This is a genomic window from Pseudooceanicola aquaeponti, assembly GCF_050897975.1.
In the GTDB taxonomy this organism is placed as follows: domain Bacteria; phylum Pseudomonadota; class Alphaproteobacteria; order Rhodobacterales; family Rhodobacteraceae; genus Pseudooceanicola.
The window spans coordinates 705,626-724,406 of record NZ_JBPAXY010000001.1; the positions used below are offsets into that span (position 1 = coordinate 705,626).

17 protein-coding genes are annotated in these 18,781 nt (G+C 67.0%); 8 read left to right on the forward strand and 9 right to left on the reverse strand.

Annotation, left to right across the window (positions count from 1 at the left end):
* Positions 1–3: 3 nt before the first annotated feature.
* Together ACRARE_RS03460 and ACRARE_RS03465 are read right to left on the reverse strand one after the other, a co-directional pair.
* The gene (locus ACRARE_RS03460) at positions 4–1,005 is read right to left on the reverse strand and encodes a carbohydrate ABC transporter permease (RefSeq protein ID WP_432655000.1); all 1,002 of its coding nucleotides are present in this window, start codon (positions 1,003–1,005) and stop codon (positions 4–6) included.
* Between the two features lie 103 nt (positions 1,006–1,108).
* Positions 1,109–2,377: an ABC transporter substrate-binding protein gene (locus ACRARE_RS03465; RefSeq protein ID WP_432655001.1), complete on the reverse strand. Its 1,269-nt coding sequence runs from the start codon at positions 2,375–2,377 to the stop codon at positions 1,109–1,111.
* A 242-nt stretch (positions 2,378–2,619) separates the two neighbouring features.
* Here ACRARE_RS03465 and ACRARE_RS03470 point away from each other — a divergent pair, with 242 nt between their 5' ends.
* The 3 genes from ACRARE_RS03470 to ACRARE_RS03480 all read left to right on the forward strand — a co-directional run bounded on the left by ACRARE_RS03470 (position 2,620) and on the right by ACRARE_RS03480 (position 5,913).
* Complete coding sequence (locus tag ACRARE_RS03470) at positions 2,620–3,663, forward strand: LacI family DNA-binding transcriptional regulator (protein WP_432655002.1); 1,044 nt, start codon at positions 2,620–2,622, stop codon at positions 3,661–3,663.
* A gap of 46 nt (positions 3,664–3,709) precedes the next feature.
* Entirely contained in the window at positions 3,710–5,032 is a 1,323-nt protein-coding gene (locus ACRARE_RS03475; protein WP_432655003.1) for a GH1 family beta-glucosidase, read from the forward strand.
* Positions 5,033–5,403: 371 nt separating this feature from the next.
* Positions 5,404–5,913 (forward strand): hypothetical protein, encoded by a 510-nt coding sequence (locus ACRARE_RS03480; protein ID WP_432655004.1) that lies wholly within the window; start codon positions 5,404–5,406, stop codon positions 5,911–5,913.
* Between the two features lie 41 nt (positions 5,914–5,954).
* Here the strand turns inward: ACRARE_RS03480 and ACRARE_RS03485 are convergent, their stop codons facing one another.
* From ACRARE_RS03485 to ACRARE_RS03515, 7 genes are all read right to left on the reverse strand, one after another.
* On the reverse strand, positions 5,955–6,764 hold the full coding sequence (locus tag ACRARE_RS03485) for a carbohydrate ABC transporter permease (RefSeq protein ID WP_432655005.1): 810 nt from the start codon (positions 6,762–6,764) through the stop codon (positions 5,955–5,957).
* Positions 6,761–7,654 carry a carbohydrate ABC transporter permease gene (locus ACRARE_RS03490; RefSeq protein WP_432655006.1) on the reverse strand — a complete coding sequence of 298 codons (894 nt, stop codon included), beginning with the start codon at positions 7,652–7,654 and terminating at the stop codon, positions 6,761–6,763. The genes ACRARE_RS03485 and ACRARE_RS03490 overlap by 4 nt, the downstream gene beginning before the upstream one ends.
* Positions 7,655–7,806: 152 nt before the next feature.
* Complete coding sequence (locus ACRARE_RS03495) at positions 7,807–9,063, reverse strand: ABC transporter substrate-binding protein (protein WP_432655007.1); 1,257 nt, start codon at positions 9,061–9,063, stop codon at positions 7,807–7,809.
* Positions 9,060–10,157 carry an ABC transporter ATP-binding protein gene (locus ACRARE_RS03500; RefSeq protein ID WP_432655008.1) on the reverse strand — a complete coding sequence of 366 codons (1,098 nt, stop codon included), beginning with the start codon at positions 10,155–10,157 and terminating at the stop codon, positions 9,060–9,062. Before ACRARE_RS03500 ends, ACRARE_RS03495 begins: the two co-directional genes overlap by 4 nt.
* On the reverse strand, positions 10,150–10,917 hold the full coding sequence (locus ACRARE_RS03505) for a DeoR/GlpR family DNA-binding transcription regulator (RefSeq protein WP_432655009.1): 768 nt from the start codon (positions 10,915–10,917) through the stop codon (positions 10,150–10,152). Before ACRARE_RS03505 ends, ACRARE_RS03500 begins: the two co-directional genes overlap by 8 nt.
* 217 nt (positions 10,918–11,134) lie before the next feature.
* Complete coding sequence (locus ACRARE_RS03510; RefSeq protein ID WP_432655010.1) at positions 11,135–12,298, reverse strand: CaiB/BaiF CoA transferase family protein; 1,164 nt, start codon at positions 12,296–12,298, stop codon at positions 11,135–11,137.
* A gap of 93 nt (positions 12,299–12,391) precedes the next feature.
* The gene (locus tag ACRARE_RS03515; protein WP_432655011.1) at positions 12,392–12,817 is read right to left on the reverse strand and encodes a MarR family winged helix-turn-helix transcriptional regulator; all 426 of its coding nucleotides are present in this window, start codon (positions 12,815–12,817) and stop codon (positions 12,392–12,394) included.
* 217 nt (positions 12,818–13,034) lie between these two features.
* Between ACRARE_RS03515 and ACRARE_RS03520 the strand changes: the two genes are divergently transcribed.
* The 5 genes from ACRARE_RS03520 to ACRARE_RS03540 are packed head-to-tail and all read left to right on the forward strand — an operon-like array spanning position 13,035 to position 18,727.
* The gene (locus tag ACRARE_RS03520) at positions 13,035–14,090 is read left to right on the forward strand and encodes a hypothetical protein (protein ID WP_432655012.1); all 1,056 of its coding nucleotides are present in this window, start codon (positions 13,035–13,037) and stop codon (positions 14,088–14,090) included.
* A complete protein-coding gene (locus tag ACRARE_RS03525) occupies positions 14,087–15,337 on the forward strand; it encodes a 2-hydroxyacyl-CoA dehydratase (protein ID WP_432655013.1) in 1,251 nt (416 codons plus the stop codon). The genes ACRARE_RS03520 and ACRARE_RS03525 overlap by 4 nt, the downstream gene beginning before the upstream one ends.
* On the forward strand, positions 15,334–16,521 hold the full coding sequence (locus ACRARE_RS03530) for a CaiB/BaiF CoA transferase family protein (protein ID WP_432655014.1): 1,188 nt from the start codon (positions 15,334–15,336) through the stop codon (positions 16,519–16,521). Before ACRARE_RS03525 ends, ACRARE_RS03530 begins: the two co-directional genes overlap by 4 nt.
* The gene (locus tag ACRARE_RS03535; RefSeq protein ID WP_432655015.1) at positions 16,518–17,558 is read left to right on the forward strand and encodes a CoA transferase; all 1,041 of its coding nucleotides are present in this window, start codon (positions 16,518–16,520) and stop codon (positions 17,556–17,558) included. Before ACRARE_RS03530 ends, ACRARE_RS03535 begins: the two co-directional genes overlap by 4 nt.
* Positions 17,555–18,727, forward strand: a complete 1,173-nt coding sequence (locus tag ACRARE_RS03540; RefSeq protein ID WP_432655016.1) for a CaiB/BaiF CoA transferase family protein — start codon at positions 17,555–17,557, stop codon at positions 18,725–18,727. The genes ACRARE_RS03535 and ACRARE_RS03540 overlap by 4 nt, the downstream gene beginning before the upstream one ends.
* Positions 18,728–18,781 lie beyond the last annotated feature (54 nt).

The following is an 18,781-nucleotide window of genomic DNA, read 5'->3' on the forward strand; positions in this document are numbered from 1 at the left end:
CCCTCAGCGCATTTCGCGGCGCGCGTTGCGCACGTTCCAGACCAGGATCGGCAGCACCAGAACCATGATCACCATGGCCGAGGCCGACCCCACGCCCCAGTCGCGGGCGACGAACAGCTTGTCATACATGTAGTTGGCCAGAACCTGCGTGCCCCACTGGCCGTTGGTCATGGCAAAGACGATGTCGAAGATCTTCAGCACGATGATGGTGATCGTGGTCCAGACCACCATGATGGTGCCGCGGATCTGCGGCACCTTGATCTTGAAGAAGATCTGCATCGGATTGGCCCCATCGACAATGGCGGCCTCGATCGTCTCTTCGGGGATGCCGCGCAGGGCGGCGGACAGGATCACCATGGCGAAACCGGTCTGGATCCAGATCAGCACCACCATCAGGAAGAAGTTGTTCCAGAAGGGCATCGACAGCCAGGTCTCGGGCTCGCCGCCGAAATAGACCACCAGCGCGTTCAGGATGCCGATCTGTTCCTGGCCCTCGGGGCGGGCGTCATAGACCAGTTTCCAGATCACCGAGGCGCCGACAAAGCTGATCGCCATGGGCATGAAGATGATCGACTTGGCGATATTGCCCCATTTGATCCGGTCGGTCAGCTGGGCGGCCAGCAGGCCAAAGATGGTGGCCGCGCCGGGAACCACCAGAAGCCACAGCATGTTGTTGCGCATCGCCTCCCAGAACTTGGGCTCGCGGAACATCTGGGCGTAGTTTTGCAGCCCCGCCCATTCGTAGCCGCCGCCGGGGATCCGGTTGGTCAGCGACAGGCGCAGGGTCTCGATCACCGGATAGGCCAGGTAGAGGCCCAGGGCGAAAAGCGCGGGGAAGAGGAACAGCCAGGGGCGGATCAGGTTGGCCAGGTTGATATTGCGCCCGGCGCGCGGCCCGCGTGGCGGAAAGACCAGATCCAGCAGCAGGTTCGAGCCGAAGAAATAGGCGAGACATGCGCCGATGCCGATCACGATCGTCAGCAAGCCCTGAAGTGCCGGTGCCATGTCGTGCCCCCTGTCCTGTCTGGTCTGATGTCTTGAGAAGTCCAAAACGCGGCCCGGAAGGTCCGGGCCGCGCAGCTGTCGTGCCGGCTATGGCCGGTGTCGCTTACTTCAGCGCGTCCCAGGACGCCTGGATGTCAGAGGCCACATCGGCCGCATCCTTGCCGCCGGTGTAATCCACCATGCCGGTCCAGAACGAGCCCGCGCCCACGCCGCCCGGCATCAGGTCGGACCCGTCGAAGCGGAAGGTGGTGGCGTTCAGCAGGATGTCGTTCATCTTTTTCAGCGTCGGATCGCCGAAGACCGAGGTGTCGACGCCCAGGTGCGGGGTCAGGAAGCCCGACATCGCCATCCAGGTTTCATGCGCTTCGGTGGTTTGCAGATAGGCGATCAGATCCTGGGCGCCCTGGCTGTCGTTGGTGATGGCCCAAAGGGTGCCCGCACCCAGCACCGGCTGGCCCAGATCCTTCTCGGCATAGGCCGGGAAGTAGAAGAAATCGACATCCTCGCCGACCACGGCATCTTCGGGGAAGAAGGTCGGGATGAAAGAGGCCTGGCGGTGCATGTAGCACTGCGGCGGCGCGTCGAAGAGGCCCTTGGGGCTGTCGCGGAAATCGGTCGCGGCCACGGCATCGGCGCCGCCTGCGACGAAGTCGTCATTGCGTGCGAACCAGCCGAATTCCTCGATCGCGTTCACCACCTTGGGATCGTCGAAGGGCATGTCGTTGGTGACCCATTCGTCGTATTCCTCGGGGGTGACCGTGCGCAGCATCAGGTCCTCGACCCAGTCGGTCGCGGGCCAGCCGGTCGCGCCGCCGGACCCCAGACCGATACACCAGGGGGTCTCGCCATCGGCGGCCATCTGTTCGGTCAGCGCCTTCAGCTCTTCCATGGTCTCGGGCACGTCGTAGCCCAGGTCATAGAAGTTCTCGGGCAGATACCAGACCAGCGATTTGACATCGACCTTGTAGAAGAAGCCGTAAAGGTCCTCGGCGCCATCGGGCCCGGCAAAGCTGCCCAGGCTGACCCAGCTGTCCCCGGCGGCGTAGTTCTCGCGCACCCAGTCGGCGGTGCCATCGGCCAGCGGCGTCAGGAAGCCGTTCAGCGCCATGTCCTGCGCCAGACCCGGCTGCGGGAAGATCGCGACGTTGGGCGCGGAACCCGCCTCGGCATCGATGACGATCTGCTGTTCGAAACTGTCAGAGCCCACATAGGACACTTCGTGGCCGGTGGCCTTGGCGAAGCCGTCCAACACGACCTCGACCTGCTCCTGGTCCGGGCCCAGCCAGGGGCCGAACACGGTGACCTTCTCGGCCTGAGCCGCGCCAGCCGTCAGGGCCAGGGCTGCCACGCCGGTAAAGAGCGTCTTTTTCATAGCTAAATTCCCTCCCGAATGCGCCATGCGCCGTTTGTTTGCGCCGAATCCATTTCAAAGCGCTTTGAGGCGTGCCCTGATAAATGACACGCAGGGTCGTGATGTCAACAAATTGCGAGAAATACATGTTTCGCAAGGCGAAAGGTCAGCACCCGCGCCCTAGTGCGCAAGAGCATTGACGCGGACAGTCTTTGATTGCACACAGAAACCCGCAACCTTTTTCAAAGCGCTTTGGATCGCCGATGAACCTGAAAACCCTGGCAGAGGCCCTCGGATTGTCGCAGACCACGGTCAGCCGGGCGTTGAACGGCTATCCCGAGGTCAGCGCGGCAACCCGACACAGGGTCGAAGAGGCGGCGGCGCGTCTGGGCTATCGGCCCAACAGCCGCGCCAAGGGCCTGGCCACGGGCCGCGCGATGCTGATCGGCCAGGTGATCCCCACCTCGACCGAACACGAGATGGTCAACCCGGTCTTCGGCGATTTCGTCGCGGGCGCCAGCCAGAACCTGGCGCGGGCGGGTTATGACATCCTGCTGACCCGGGTGCCCGGCGATGACGAGGGCAAGGTCTATCGCGAGTTCCGCGCCCGCGGCGCAGTCGACGGGGTGATCGTCCAGGCGCCCGCGGTGAATGATCAGCGCATCGCCCTGCTGAACGAGATCGGCCTGCCCTTCGTGGTGCATGGCCGCTCGACCGGGGTCGATGTCCCCTATTCCTGGATCGACGTGAACAACACCCAGGCCTTCCGCCGCGCCACCGAGTTCCTGATCCAGCTGGGCCACCGCCGGATCGCCCTGATCAACGGGTTGGAGCGGATGGATTTCGCCTATCGCCGCCGCAAGGGATACACCCGCGCGCTGGAGGCCGCCGGGCTGGCCCCCGATCCGGCGCTGATGTGCACCGACGAGATGACCGAGGAATTCGGTTTCATGAAAACCCGCCGGATGCTGGCGCTGGAGGATCCGCCGACGGCGATCATCTGTTCCTCGATCCTGTCGGCCATCGGTATCCGCCGTGCCCTGCAAGAGGCCGGGCTGGTCATGGGCCGCGACCTGTCGGTCATCACCCATGACGACGACCTGTCCTATCTCAAGAACGGCCAGGACCTGCCGATCTTCACCGCCACCCGGTCCTCCGTCCGCATGGCAGGCGAATTGCTGGCCGATGCCCTGGTGCAGCTGATTTCCGCGCCGGACGAAAGCCCGATCACCCGGCTGCTTGAGGCGCAGCTGGTGGTCGGCAGCTCGACCGGCCCCGCCCCGCTTCAGGCCGCGCGCCTGGGCTGACACCCCTTTCCGACCCGGGCCCCGGCCCGCAGCAGATGAGACATCCATGACCTTCTCCCGACAGGATTTCCCCGAAGGCTTCCTCTTCGGCACCGCCACCTCCTCCTACCAGATCGAGGGCCACGCATTCGGCGGCGCAGGCTCCACCCATTGGGACACTTTCGCCGCCACGCCGGGCAATGTGGTGCGCGCCGAGAACGGCGACCGCGCCTGCGACCACTACCACCGCTACGAGGAAGACCTGGACCTGGTGAAGGGCGCGGGCTTCGACGCCTACCGCTTCTCGACCTCCTGGGCGCGGGTGCTGCCCGAGGGGCGCGGCACGCCCAACCCGGAAGGCCTGGATTTCTACGACCGGCTGACCGATGCCATGCTGGAACGCGGGCTGAAGCCCTGCGCCACGCTCTATCACTGGGAACTGCCCAGCGCGTTGGCGGATCTGGGCGGCTGGCGCAACCCCGACATCGCCAACTGGTTCGCCGATTTCGCCGAGGTGATCATGGGCCGGATCGGCGACCGGATGCATTCCATCGCGCCGATCAACGAACCCTGGTGCGTGGCCTTCCTGTCGCATTTTCTGGGCCATCAGGCGCCGGGGCTGAAGGATATCCGCGCCACGGCGCGCGCCATGCACCACGTGATGAAGGCCCACGGCACCGCCGTCCAGGCGATGCGCGCCATGGGCCTGTCGAACCTGGGCGCCGTGGTGAACATGGAATGGGCCGACCCGGCCGATGACACCCCCGAGGCAGCCGAGGCGGCAGCCCTTTACGATGGCTACTACAACCGCTTCTTCCTCGGCGGCATGTTCAAGAAGGCATACCCCGCCAACGTGATGAAGGCCTTCGAGCCGCATATGCCCCAGGGCTGGCAGGACGATTTCGACGTGATCGCCAGCCCGCTCGACTGGGTCGGCGTGAACTACTACACCCGCAAGCTGATCGCGCCCGACGACGGCCCCTGGCCGCATCATCATGAGGTCGAAGGCCCCCTGCCCAAGACCTTCATGGGTTGGGAGATCTACCCCGAGGGTCTCTACAAGTTCCTCAAGCGCACGGCGGCGGAGTACACCGGCGACCTGCCTCTGTTCGTCACCGAGAACGGCATGGCCAACGCCGACGTGATCCAGCCCGACGGCACCGTCAACGATGCCGAACGTCTGGACTATGTGCAAAAGCACCTGGCGATGGTGAAGAAGGCCGCCGACGAAGGCGTGCCGGTGCAGGGCTATTTCCTGTGGTCGCTGCTGGACAACTACGAATGGTCGCTGGGCTATGAAAAGCGTTTCGGCCTGGTGCATGTGGATTTCGACACGATGCAGCGGACCCCGAAAAGCTCGTACTACGCCTGGCAAAAGGCGCTGGCCTAAGGGCGGCGGGGGCCGCCTTCGGGCGGCCCGATGCCAGGCCGAAACCAGTTTTCGGGCGATCCGTGCTCTTCAACGAAGACCAACGCCCGAACGCCTCATCAACACGTCAGAAAAGCGAAAACCCGCGAGGACCGGTTAAGGCTGTCGCGGGCTTCTAAAGGTTGAAGACCTAACTTTGTCTTCGACTAGTTGCCTAGATATGTCGCCACCGACATAGTTGTCAAGGAAAGCCGGATTGCGCGAAAGCCACAGAACGGAACCTTAACACCTTGGTAGCCAACATAATATCCGAAGAGCGCCTGAATAAGTACCTACAGAAGGCCGGGTATGATGTTGAGCGTGCCTTGGCGCTGTATGGCTGGAACATCCAGATGAGCGAGGCCTTTTTCCCGGTCCTCAGCGCCTCGGAGGTTTGTCTGCGCAACATCGTTGCGACCCGTCTGATCGCCCTTTACGGACCGCATTGGTGGGAGGATCCCGCCTTCCTCTCCCAGATCGATAGAGGGAAGCGCATCGTTCTGACCGCAAGGGACAAGCTGAAGTCCAGAGGGCCGGTGACCTCGGGCGGGATGACAGCCGAGCTGAACTTCGGCTTCTGGGTCAACATGCTGCTGGCGCGGCACGAGACCGTGTTCTGGCCGGACCTTCACGGGTCTTTCCCCCACCTGCCCGGCGAGGTGACCTACGCCCGCCTGTTCCGGCGCTGCAACGAGGTAAGAGAGTTTCGCAACCGGATCTTTCATCACGAACCGATCCTGCATCGCGATCTCAGCAAGGAGTACAGCCAGATCATGGAACTGATCACCTGGCTCAGCCCGGAAAAAGCCCGGTGGATCAAGCAATACTCGCGCGTGATGACCGTCCTCAGACAGCGGCCCTGACGGCAGGGGGCGCCATCCCTTCCCCTCAAAAGGGATCCCCCCTACTTGATCCCCGCCCGCAAAAACGCCTGCACGAACTGGCGCTGGAAGACCAGGAACAGCACCAGCAGGGGCGCGATGACCATCGCCGTGGCGGCCGAGATCACCGAGATGTCCACGCCGTTCTCCGGCGCGCCAAAGATCGACAGGCCCACGGTCAGGGGCCGGGCGCTTTCGGTGTTGGTGACGATCAGCGGCCAGAGGAAGTTGTTCCAGTGCGTCGCCACCGAGACCAGCGCATAGGCGATATAGGTGGGCCTGGCGGCGGGCACGTAGACGCGCCACAGCACGCCCAGCAGGGAACAGCCCTCGACCCGGGCGGCCTCGTCCAGCTCCAAGGGCACGCCCTTGAAGGCCTGGCGCATCAGGAAGATCCCGAAGGCCGAGGCCATATAGGGCACCCCGATGCCTGCGATCGTGTCCACCAGCCCCAGCGAGGCCGCGATGGCATAGTTCTTCACGATCAGCACTTCGGGCAGGATGAAGAGTTGCAGCAGGATCAGGGTAAAGACCGTGCCCTTGCCGCGAAACTCGATGCGGGCAAAGGCGAAACCCGCGAGGGTACACAGGAAGAACTGCCCGGCCAGCACCAGGGTCACCAGCAGGAAGGTGTTGAGGAAATAGCGCAGCCAGGGCGCGCCGGCCCAGGCGGTGCGGAAGTTGTCCAGGATCAGCGGCGCCGACAGGTTGAAATTCACCGCATCGGTGGTGGCATGAAACGCCGCCCAAAGGGCAAACAGCAGCGGCGAGATCCAGATCAGCGCCAGCAGCAGGGCCAGCGCGGCCTCGATCCGGGGCAGAAGACGCGTCATTGGTAATGTGTCCTTCTGTCCAGCAGCCCGAATTGCAGCGCCGCGACGATGCCCAGCACCGCCAGCACCAGCACCGTGGTGGCCGCCGCCATGGGGCTGTCGAAAAAGGCAAAGCTGAGCTCCCAGATGTAGTAGAGGATCAGTTTGGAACTGTCCGACGGCCCGCCCTTCGTCAGGATGAACAGGTGGTCGATCAGCTTGACCGAGTTGATCAGCGCATTGACCAGGATGAACAGCGTCGTGGGCATCAGCAGCGGCAGCACGATCCGCCGGGTATAGGTCCAACGGCTGGCGCCTTCGATATCGGCGGCCTCTTTCAGCTCTGGCTGGATGGTTTGCAGCGCGGCCAGGTAGAAGATCATGAAGAACCCGCTTTCCTTCCAGATGGTCACGATACACACCGCCCAAAGCGAGGTTTCGGGCCGCCCGAGCCAGTTCATCGACCCCAGGCCCACAAGGCCGAAAAGCTGGTCCAGCACCCCGATGTCTGGGGTGTAGAAGAACAGCCACAGATTGCCTGCGGCGATCATCGGCAGGACGGTCGGGGTGAAATAGGCGGTGCGCAGGAAGGACCGGCCCGGGATCTTGGAATTGGCCCAAAGCGCCATGACCAGGGCCAGGGCGATAGAGACCGGAATGGTGACCGCCGCATAGGCCAGGTTGTTCCCCGCCACCTTCCAGAAGGTCGGATCCTCGAAAAGGAAGCGGTAGTTGTCCAGCCCGATGAACTCGGACGGGCGGCGCCGCGTCTCGCGCGAGAAGAAGCTGGCCCAGAGGGTCGCCAGCGAGGGGGAAAAGGCGAAGGTGCTCAGCATGACCAGCGCGGGCGAGAGCAGGAGCCACCCGTGAATGGCCCGGCGCCTTTTGGCACGTTGAAAGCTGTCGGTCATGCTGAGCCTCTTCTGACCCGGCCCCCGGGGGATGTTGGGCGCGGGCGGGAACCGAGAGCCTGGAAAGGCCCCCAAGAAATCAAAGGTCGGGGGCCCGAAGGCCCCCACGAAATCAAAAAGCCGGGGGCCCGAAGGCCCCCGGGGGGGATCGGTTACTGGTAGGCGCGCAGCAGGCGCTCGGCGGCGGCCTGCGCCTCGCCCAGGGCCTCTTCGGCCGACTTCTCGCCGGTCAGGGTGGACTGGATGGCGTTGTTCAGCCCTTCGCGGACGCGGGCGGTCTGGAAGGTCGAGAACTCGGCCACGGCCACCTCTAGCTGATCGCGGGCGACCAGGGCGGGGGCGAACTCGGCGCCATAGGCTTGCAGCGCCTCGGTCTCATAGGCGGCGGGCGAGACGCCCATGTAGCCGGTGGCGATGGACCACTGGGCGGCCTGCTCGGGCTGGGTCATGAACTGGATCAGCTTCAGCGCCGCGGCCTTCTCTTCGTCGGTGCTGTCCTTGAAGAGGTAGAAGTTGCCGCCGCCCGTGGGCGAGCCGGGCTGCACATTGGCGGGCAGCATGGCAACGCCGAAATCGAAGGCGGCCGCGTTCTTCACCGCGGTCAGGTTGCCGGTGGAATGCCACATCATCGCGGTCTGCCCTTCCAGGAAGGCCTGGCGCAGGGTGCCCCATTCCACGGTGCCCTCGGGCATGATGCCCTCATCCACCGAGAGCGACTTCCAGAATTCCAGCGCCTCGACCGCCTCGGGGGCGTCGAAATAGGTTTCCAGACCGTCGCCCGACATCAGCTCGATCCCGTTCTGGATCGCCAGGGCCTGGAACATCCAGTAGGGGTAGCCGGTCGAGGGGATCATCAGACCGTAATGGTCGTCATTGGTCAAAGCCTTGCCCATCTCGACCATCTCGGCCCAGGTGGCGGGGGCATGTTCGGGGTCCAGGCCCGCCTCGGCGAACATATCCTTGTTGTAATAGGCCACGATGGTAGAGCGCTGGAACGGAATGCCCCAGGTCTTGCCCTCGACCTGGCCGTTGGCCATCAGCCCGGGATAGAAGCTGTCGATCCAGGCCTGGCCCTCGTCGCCCAGCACGTCATCGAAGGGCACGATCAGGTCCTGGTCGATCAGGTCATAGGCGTCGATCGAGAACATGACGGCCAGCTGCGCGGGTTCGCCCGCGTTCAGCGCCGCCAGGGCCTTGATGCGGGTGTCGTCGTAGTTGCCCGCATAGATGGCGTTGACGGTGATGTCGGGGTTCTGGGCCTCGAATTCGTCAACCATGCCATCGACCACGGCGGTCAGGGGGCCGCCGACGGCGATCGGATAATACATGGTCAGTTCGGTGGCGCTGGCCGGGTTGACGGCAAGGGCGCCGGCGGCGAGCATGGCCGCGGCAGAAACTTGGCGGATCATCGGGATACCTCTTCGGTCTGCTGGGATGGGGCCTTTCGGCCATCACGGGGCGCGGTTTGGCGATCGGTCGCCCCGTAATTCTGCTGCGGATCCTTTTGTCCGCCCTGGGCGGGGAAAAGGATCCGGTGTTCGTCCGGCAGGGCCAGGCCAAGGGCCGTGCCCGGGGCCAGCTCGCGCCGCCCGGGCAGGATCAACCCCAGACCGCGCGCCCGGGGGTGGCTCAGCAGCACCCGGGTCTCGCCGCCCAGAAACTCGCAGGCCTCTACCTCGGCCACCAGATCGGCGTCATCCGCATGGGCGCGCTCGATCTTTTCGACCCGGATCCCGACCTGTGCCGCAGCCAAGCCCAGGGCCGCGCCCTCGACCAGAGCCATGGGCGGATCGCCGATGAACTCGGCCACAAAGGGGGTTGCAGGGCGGGCATAAAGGTCTTCGGGGTGGCCCTGCTGCTGTACCGCGCCGTCCTTCATCAGCACCACCTTGTCCGACAACGACATCGCCTCGGACTGGTCATGGGTGACATAGACCACGGTCAGGCCGAGGCGCCGTTGCAGGGCCTTGATGTCGCGGCGCACCGAATGGCGCAGCTTGGCGTCGAGGTTCGACAGGGGCTCGTCCATCAGGCACAGGGGATGGCCCGCCACCACGGCGCGGGCCAGGGCCACGCGCTGGCGCTGGCCGCCCGAAAGCGCCCCGGGCTTGCGATCTTCCAGCCCCTCAAGGCCGGTCATCGCCACCGCCTCGGCCAGCTTTGCCGCCTGCTCGGCCCGGCTGGCGCGGCGCACTTTCATCCCGAAGAGGATGTTTTCGCGCACGTTCAGATGCGGGAAAAGGGCGTAGTTCTGAAACACCATCGACAGGCCGCGCGCCGAGGGGGCCGCATGGGTCACCTCCTGCCCGCCGATCAGGATCTGCCCCGACTGCGGCACCTCCAGCCCGGCCAGCAGGCGCAGCAGCGTGGACTTGCCGCAGCCCGAGGGGCCCAGGATGGCCACGAACTCGCCCCGCGCGACCGACAGCGAGACGCCCCGCACCCCGCCCTTGCCGTCCCATTGGCGGCGGATGTCGCGCAGCTCGACGAAGGGATCAGACATCGCCCGCCTCCATCGCCAGGACCAGCTTGCCCGGGTAGCCCTCCAGCAGCGGTTGCCAGTCGTCCCCCGGCGCGCGGTCCAGCACGACCATCCCCGCCTCGTCCAGCTGGCCACCCACGGCCGCGGCGCGGCGGCCAAACTTGGTGCGGTCCGCGACCAGGATAGAGCGGCGGGAATTGGCGCGCATCTGCTCGCGCATCTGCACCTCGGCGGCGTGGAAATCCAGCAGGCTTCCGTCATGGTCGATGCCGCCGACGCCGTAGATGCCGAAATCCGCCCGATAGGTGCGGAACAGATCCACCGCCTCGGGGCCCAGGATGTCGCGGTCGGGCAGGCGCATCTCGCCGCCGGGCAGGATGATCCGATTGCCGGGGTTTTCCGACAGGGCGAAGGCCGCGTTCAGGTTGTTGGTAATGACCGTCAGCGCCTGTTTCTCGGCCAGGGCGCCCGCGACGATGGCGGGCGTGGTGCCGATCGAGATGAACAGCGTCGCGCCATCGGGGATCACCTTGGCGACCTCGCGCGCGATGGCCGATTTCTCGTCGAAGTTCAGCACCGCGCGGGCGTGATAGGGCAGGTTCGCTTGGCCCTCGATATATTCCGCCCCGCCGTGCAGGCGCCGCAGCTTGGCCTCTTCGCAGAGCGCGTTGATATCGCGGCGGATGGTGTGGGCCGAGACGCCAAAGGCCTCGGCCAGCCCGTCGACCATCACGCGGCCCTCGCGGCGCGCCACCTGCAAAATCTGTTCCTTGCGGTCCATATTGCTCACTTCAGCATTTCACATGCTCAGTTGAGCGGACTTCCATGTCAGTTTTGCTACGTTTCGGGGAATTTCCTGCGACGATTGCAGGTGCGCCTGTCCGCGCGCAGGGGCACGCGGCGAAAACCGAGCAATGACGGCAGGTTAGGAAAAGGCCCCAAAACGCGCGCCGCCCGCAGGCCGGGGGCCGCGGGCGGATCAACGGGGGGTGACCGGCTCAGGCGCCGGTGGTCAGGGCCGAGAGAATCTCTTCGCTATGCTCGCCCAGACGGGGGGCCGGGGCCGCGACGCCGGGGCCGTCATGGGCAAAGCGGAAGCCAGCGTTCAGCACCTGCGCCATCTGGCCGGTGGCCGGGTCGGGCACATTCAGGAACAGGTCGCGGTCCTGGATCTGCGGCAGGGCCATGGCCTCGGACAGGGGGCGCACCTTGCCGGCGGGCACCCCGGCGGTGGCCAAGACCCCCTCCCAGTCGGTGGCGCTGCGGGTGGCGAAGCGGGCGCGCAGGATCGCCTGCAACTCGGCGTCATGGGCCAGCCGCGCGGGCGGGGTGGCGAAACGGGCATCCTCCAGCAGGTCGGCCAGATCCATGGCGCGGAACAGCCGCTCGACCTGCACCTGCTGCACGGCGCCGATGGTGATCTCGCCCTCTGCCGTGTCGAAGGTGTCGGCCGTGGGCGCCCCCGAGAAGCCGCGATTGCCCGCCCGCACCGGCTCGGCCCCGGTCAGCAGATAGGGGCTGATCACAGAACACATCAGCACCATGGTGGCATCCAGCATCGACACATCCACCACCTGGCCGCGCCCCTGGGGATCCGCCTGGCGCTGCGTATAGGCGGCCAGCACCGCAAAGGCGGTCAGCAGGGCGGTATAGGTGTCGACGATGGGAAAGCCCACGCGCTGCGCCGGTTCGCCCTCTTGTCCCGACAGGTACATCAGCCCCGACATCGACTGGATCACCTGGTCGATCGCCGGATAGTCGCGCATCGGCCCGCCCTGGCCAAAGCCCGAGACAGAGCAATAGATCAGCCCTGGATGGGCGGCGCACAAGGCCTCGGACCCCAGGCCAAGCCGCGCCGCGACCCCGGGGCGGAAGTTCTCGACCAGGATATCGGCGCTGGCCACGATGGCCCGGGCCGCCGCGCGCCCCTCCTCCGACTTCAGGTCCAGCACCACGGATTTCTTGCCGGCATTGGCGCCGAGAAAGGGTTCGGCCATGCCGCGCCGCTCGTCCAGCCGGGTGTAATAGCGCATGGCGTCGCCCGCCGGGGGCTCGATCTTGATGACCTCGGCCCCCAGAAGGCACAGGAACTGCGTCGCCAGCGGCCCCGCGATGACGTGACTGAAATCGGCGATTCTCACGCCCGCGAGCGGTTGCGCCATGGTGTCCTCCGGCTCCTCCAAATTAGTTTACCATGGAAACCGTATGGAGGCGGATTGTCAAGCACCCCGCGCCGCGCGCAGGTGAGCCCGGCCTCAGAGGCTGCGAATCACCCGCCAGATCATGTCGAAAAGCTGGGCCCGTTCGGCCGGATCCAGAACGCCCAGGATCTTGTCCTGGAGGGCCAGCATGTCGGTCTTCATCGCCGCCACCCGGGCCTCGCCCGCCGCGCTGAGGTGCAGCGCGTTATAGCGCTGATCGCCCCCGCCCTTGCGCCGCTCGATCAACCCGCTGCGCTCCAGCTCGTTGATCGCCTTGGTCAGGGCGGATTTTTTCAGAACCACCGCCTCGGCCAGTTCCTTTTGCGACACGCCGGGGTTCAGCGCGATCAGATTGATCAGCGCCACCTGTCCGCTGGCGACCCCGTGTTTTTCGAAGAACCCGCTGGTCTCTTCCATCAGCTGAGCGCGCAACAGCCGGGTGACAAAGGAAATATCCGTCGCAAGGTGCCCCAGGGACACCTCGGATCCATCTGTTTTATCTGACTTTTCTTCACTCATACCCAATCCCCGGCTTTCCGATTGGCTAGCCGCCGACGCGCGTCCTGTCAATTTCGGAGGTTGACAAAGCAGGTAAACAGTTTCCTAAGTAAACCAATTGGCGGCGCCAGGACGGGGAGGAATTCGCCCTGCGCGCCGAAACGGGAGGAGGAACATCGTGTCGGCGATGGAAGAGCTCATGCGCGTCTTTTGCGCCCGGGCAGATCAGGTGACAGCAGAGGGCGCGCCGCGGGTCGGCCTCTTCGGCGACGGCCTGCCCGAGGCGCTGATCCGCGCCGCCGGTGCGCGCCCTGTCGAGGTGAAGGCGCCGCCGCTGGCGGATGCCGACGAGGGCCCACAGGTCGCGGCAGTCAGCCGGATCGCGGAACGCTTCCTCGACGATTTCGCCGCCCGTTTCCTGCATCGCTTCGCCGCCGGTGCCTTCGACCACTACGCGATGATCGTCTTTGCCCGCGATGACGTGGCCGGGCTGACCGCCTATCAATACGCCACCGAGCTGCGCCGCCTGGGCCATGTGCCCGCCACCGGCCCGCGCCTGCATCTGTGGAACCTGCTGCACGGCCAAAGCCCCGCCATCGCCCGCTTCAACGCCACCGAGGCCGCGCGGCTGGACGAGGCCCTGACCCAGACCCTGGGCCAGGCGCCGGACCCCGCCGCGCTAAAGGCCGCCCTGGCCGCCGAAGCCGCCCGGGCCGAGGCGCTGGCGCCATTGGCGGACCACCCCCACCTTTTCGCCCTGCGCAATGCCGGGCGCTGGATGGAGCCGCAGGCGCATCGCGACCTGCTGGTCCAGATTGCCCCGGTGCCCGCCGCCGATGCGGGCCCGCGTATCGGGCTGATCGGCACCGCCTGCGATCTGCCGCTGCTGCGGGATCTGGCGCAGGACTATGGCCGGGTCACCGCCGACCTGACCCCCTATGGCGACCTCTGGCCCGCCCATCATCTGGGCGCGCCCGCAACCCTGCTGCGCGAGGTGGCCGAGGTGCCGCTGCATATCCGCGCCAACCCGCCGCGCCGCTATGGCGACGCCCTGCGCGCCCGGCTGGCGGAGTGTGATCTGGTCATCGCCTCGCCCGACCGCAACGACGACAGCTTCGGCTGGGATCTGCCGCCGCTGGCCCGCGACCTGACCGCCCGGGGCACCCGGCTGGCACGCCTGCCGCTGCGCCCCTTCCGCCCCGATGCCGCCTGGCGCGACTCCGCCCGCCGCCGCATAGAGGAGGCCCTCGCATGACCATGGCCGCCGCCGCCACCAGCTATCAGCGCGACTGGATCAAGGGCCTGCGGGCCGAGATCACCCAGGGCGCGCCCTTTGCCTTCGTCAATGCCGACACGCCCCATGAGATCTTTCACTTCATGGACGTCCCCATGGTCACCAACCAATGGTGGTCCGCCGTCATCGCCGCGAAACAGCAGGCGCCCTTCTATTTCGACTGGATGGAAGAGGCCGGGTTCCACCGGCATTTGCCGAAGTACTCCTCGCTGCCGCTGATGGCCCTGCTGGAAGGCGACGCCACGCGCCAGCCCTGGGGTGGCCTGCCCGCCCCCGCCCTGCTCTGCGCCCGGGCCAGTTCCGACGAACACGCCCGCATCTTCCAGCTGTGGTCCGACCAGACCGGCGCGCCGCTGCACCTCTTCTCCGCCCCTGCCGTGCCCGAGCCCGCCCCCGACTGGTGGGTCCAGGCGCGCAGCGATTGGGAAGAGTTCTACGGCACCGCCCGGCTGGACCTGATGGTGGCCGAGATCGAAGAGCTGATCGGCGCGGTGGAAAAGATGACCGGCCGCAGCTTCGACCGCGACGCCTTCGCCGCCTACATGGAGCGCATCGACCGCCAGGAAAAGATCCTGGACGAGGTCAGCCAGATGATCGCCGAGGCGCCGAAGGTGCCCGTGGGTATCGGCGAGCAGATGCCCAATGTGATGATCCCGCAATGGCACCGCGGCTCCGACTGGGCCCTGGCTCACGTCGAGGCCTTCCGCGACGAGGTGGCCCAGCGGATCCGGGACGGCCACGCCGCCTGCCCGAACGAGAAGATCCGCATGATGTGGATCGGGGCGGGCCTGTGGTTCGACACCTCTTTCTACAAGGCCTTCGAGGAGAGCCACGGCGCCACCTTCGCCTGGTCCATGTACCTGCCCTTCGCCGCCGACGGCTATATCCGCGCCGATCACGGCGACCCGCTGCGGGCGCTTGCGGCGCGGGTCTCGGCGATGAACGAACAGCTGCACCAACCGCCCTGGGTCAACGCCTGGATGGTCCAGCAGGCCAAACGCTATCGCATCGACGTGGCGCTGATGCTGATCCCCGAACACGACCGCTTCTCGGGCTACGGCTCTCTTTTCGCCAAACAGGCGCTGGAGGCGGCGGGCGTCACGGTGATCGAGGTCTGGTCGGACATGGTCGACCCGCGCGAATGGGACCGCGAGGCGGTGGTGGCGCAGGTGACAGAGGCCCTCGACAAGTTGGAGGAAGAAAGATGACCGGAGCCCTTCACGGCCTGAAGATCGCGGATTTCAGCTGGGTCGGCGCGGGCCCCCGCGCCACCAAGGATCTGGCCGACAATGGCGCCACGGTGGTCAAGATCGAAAGCGCGCGGCGCCTCGATCTGGGCCGCCGTTCGCCCCCCTTCGCCAAAGGGCAGTCGAAAAAACCCGATGCCTCGGTCTTTTTCGCCCAGACCAATACGTCGAAGAAAAGCGTCACCATCAACCTGTCGGATCCGGCAGGGGTCGAGGTGGCCAAGCGGCTGGTGGCCTGGGCCGATGTGGTGGTCGAGAACTTCGGCCCCGGCTACATGGACCGCATCGGCCTTGGCTATGAGACCCTACAACAGATCCGACCGGGGATCATCCTGGCCTCTGTCTCGGTCGCCGGGCGCACCGGGCCGATGGCGGGCTTTCGCGGCTACGGCAATATCGCCGCCGCCCAGTCGGGCCATGCGGATATGACCGGCTGGCCCGGGACCGAGCCGCATATGCCGCCGCTCGCCTATGGCGACGTGGTGGCACCGATGTTCCTGACCGTGGCGATCCTCTCGGCGCTGGAGGCGCGCGACCGCACCGGCCAGGGCTGCCATGTGGATGTCAGCCAGATCGAATCCATGGTCCATGTGGCCGGTGATCTCTTCGCCGGGATGCCCGAGGACAAGCCCGCCAACGACGATCCGGTCATGGCCCCGCACGGGGTCTTTCCCTGCGCGGGCGCGGACGCCTGGATCGCGATCGCCTGCGAGGACGACAGCCAGTGGCGCGCCCTTTGCGCAGTGCTCGACGCGGGCGATCTGGCGACCCGCTATCCCGATGCGGGCGCGCGCCGCGCCGCCGCGCCGCTGCTCAGCCAGGCCCTGTCGGACCTGACCGCCACCCGCGACGGTGCGGCCCTGGAACAGGCGCTGATCCAGGCGGACGTGCCCGCCGCCCGGGTGCTGGACGGCAAGGGCGTGGCCGAAAACCCCGCGCTGGAGGCTGCGGGCCATTTCGTGATGACCGATCACCCGGTCCTTGGCCCGGCGCGGATGCCCGCCCCGCCCTATGACCTGCCCGACACGCCCGTCCGCGTCACCGCCTCGCCCTGCCTCGGGCAGCACAACGCCGAGGTCTTCGCCGAGATCGGGCTGAGCGCCGAGGACATCGCCCGCCTGACCGAGGAAGGAGCCCTGGCATGAGCGCCGAGACCCAGACCCCCGCCCCGCTGCTCTCCGGCCTGAAGGTCGTCGTCCTGGCCGACCGGCTGGTCGATTTCGGCGGCGAGATGCTGGCCCGGCTGGGCGCCGATGTGACCCTGGCCGACACCGGCGAGGTGACCGAGATCCGGCAGGCAGCCTGGCACGGGGGGATGCGGCACTCCCCCGCATCATCCACCCCTCTGGCTGGGTTGCTTGCCGGTGCCGATGTGCTGCTGGACGACCGCCGCCGCAGCCCCCGCCCCGAGGTGGACGCCCTGGCCGCCAGCCATTCCCGGCTGGTCCATGTGGTGGCCACGGCCTGGCCCGAGGGGCCGCCGCCCCGCCCCGCCACCGACCTGACGCTGATGGCGGCCTCGGGGCTGATGCATGTGATCGGCACCGCCGAGGATCCGCCCCTGCGCCTGCCCGGCGAACAGGCCTATGCCCTGACCGGGATCCAGGTGGCCACCGCCGCCCTGATGGGCCTGCGCGCCCGGGCCCGGACCGGCCGGGGCCAGCGCATCCCGGTCTCGGGTCTGCAATCGGCGACCCTGGCCAATTACCGCGAGGCGGTGATGTTCGAATGGACCGGCCGTATCGGTCGCCGGGTGGGCAACAAGCTGGTGCGTGGCGCCTCTGGCGTGCGCCAGGTCTGGCCCTGCGCCGACGGCTATGTCACCTGGTCGATGGTCGATAACCCCGGCATGATGCGCGCCGTGGTCCGCGTGATGGCGGAAGAGGGCTGCGCCGGGGAACTGGCCGGGATCGTCTGGGAGGACATCCTGGTGGCCGACACCGATCAGGCGATCATCGACCGCTGGCAGGGCCTCGTCGGCGCCTTCTTCGCCCGCCACACCCGCGCCGAACTGGGCGACTGGTCGCTGAGGCTGGGCTGGGGCGTGTCGCCGATCACACGACTGGCCGAGGTGCCGGACAGCCCGCAGATGCAGGCGCGCGGGATCTTCGTCGAAACGCCCGAAGGCAAGCTGGCGCGCGGCCCGCTCTTTGCCGTGCACCCCGAGGAGGGCGCCGCATGACGCCCCCCCTGCCCGCCTCTCTTGCCGGTCTGCGCGTGCTGGATTTCTCGCGCCTGCTGCCCGGCCCCTATTGCACCTGGCTTCTGGCCGATCAGGGGGCCGAGGTGATCCGGGTCGAGAACCCCCGCGAACTGGCGAAACAGGCCAAGGTCTTCGGCTGGGACAAGATGGATGCCGAGGGCCAGGCGCGCCAGCGCGGCCGCGACATGCTGGCCCGGGGCAAGAAATCCCTGCGCCTGGACATTGGCGACGGCGACGCCCAGGCGGTGCTGAGGCGGCTGGTGGCCCAGGTCGACGTGCTGGTCGAGGATTACCGCCCCGGCGTTCTGGCGGGCCTCGGTCTGGGCTATGAGGCGCTGCAGGCGCTGAACCCGGCGCTGGTCTATGTCAGCCTGACCCTTTGCGGCCAGACCGGCCCGCTGCGCGACAAGCCCGGGCACGACCCGGTGGCGCTGGCCCTCTCGGGGGTGATGTCGCGCACCGGCGAAGACCCAAAGGCCCCTGGCCTGCCCGGCACCCCCGCCGCCGATGTGCTGACCGGCAGCCACGCGGCCTTTGCCACCCTGGCCGCCGTGATGTCGGCCCGCGCCACCGGCCAGGGGCGCCACGTGGACGTGTCGATGACCGAATGCGCCATGACGCTGACCGCCAATATCCTGTCGCGCTACGCCGACCCCTCCGAGGCGCCGCCGCGCGGCACCCGCCGCGCCGATCTGGGCCTCTGGCGCTGCGCCGACGGGCTGTGGCTCTGCACCACCGACATGGAACCGCGCTATTGGGCCACCTTCTGCGAGGTGATGGGCCGCCCCGATTTCATCCCCCTGCAACTGGAGGCGACCCGCCGGGCCGAGATCCGCGACGCCTTGCAGGCGCTCTTTGCCCAGCACCCCCGCGCCCATTGGCTGGCCCTGTTCGAGGCCGCGGGCACGCAGTTTGCCCCGGTGAACGAGGTCGCCGACGCCCTGGCCGAGCCGCATTTCCGCGCCCGGGGCGCCGTGATCGACGTGACCCTGCCCGGCGGCGCGACCCAGACCCAGCTGGGCCCTCCGGTGCGCCTTGGGGGCGAGCCCGCCCCCGGCCCCGCCGCCCTGCCGGGCGCCCATACCGCCGAATTCCTCGCCCGTCTCGGGGACGAACAGGAGGAGACGCCCGCCCCGGCGGGCCAATAGCGCCCCGGCGCCCAGAGACCGGGGAGACAACTCCGGCGTTCTACGCAATCGTGC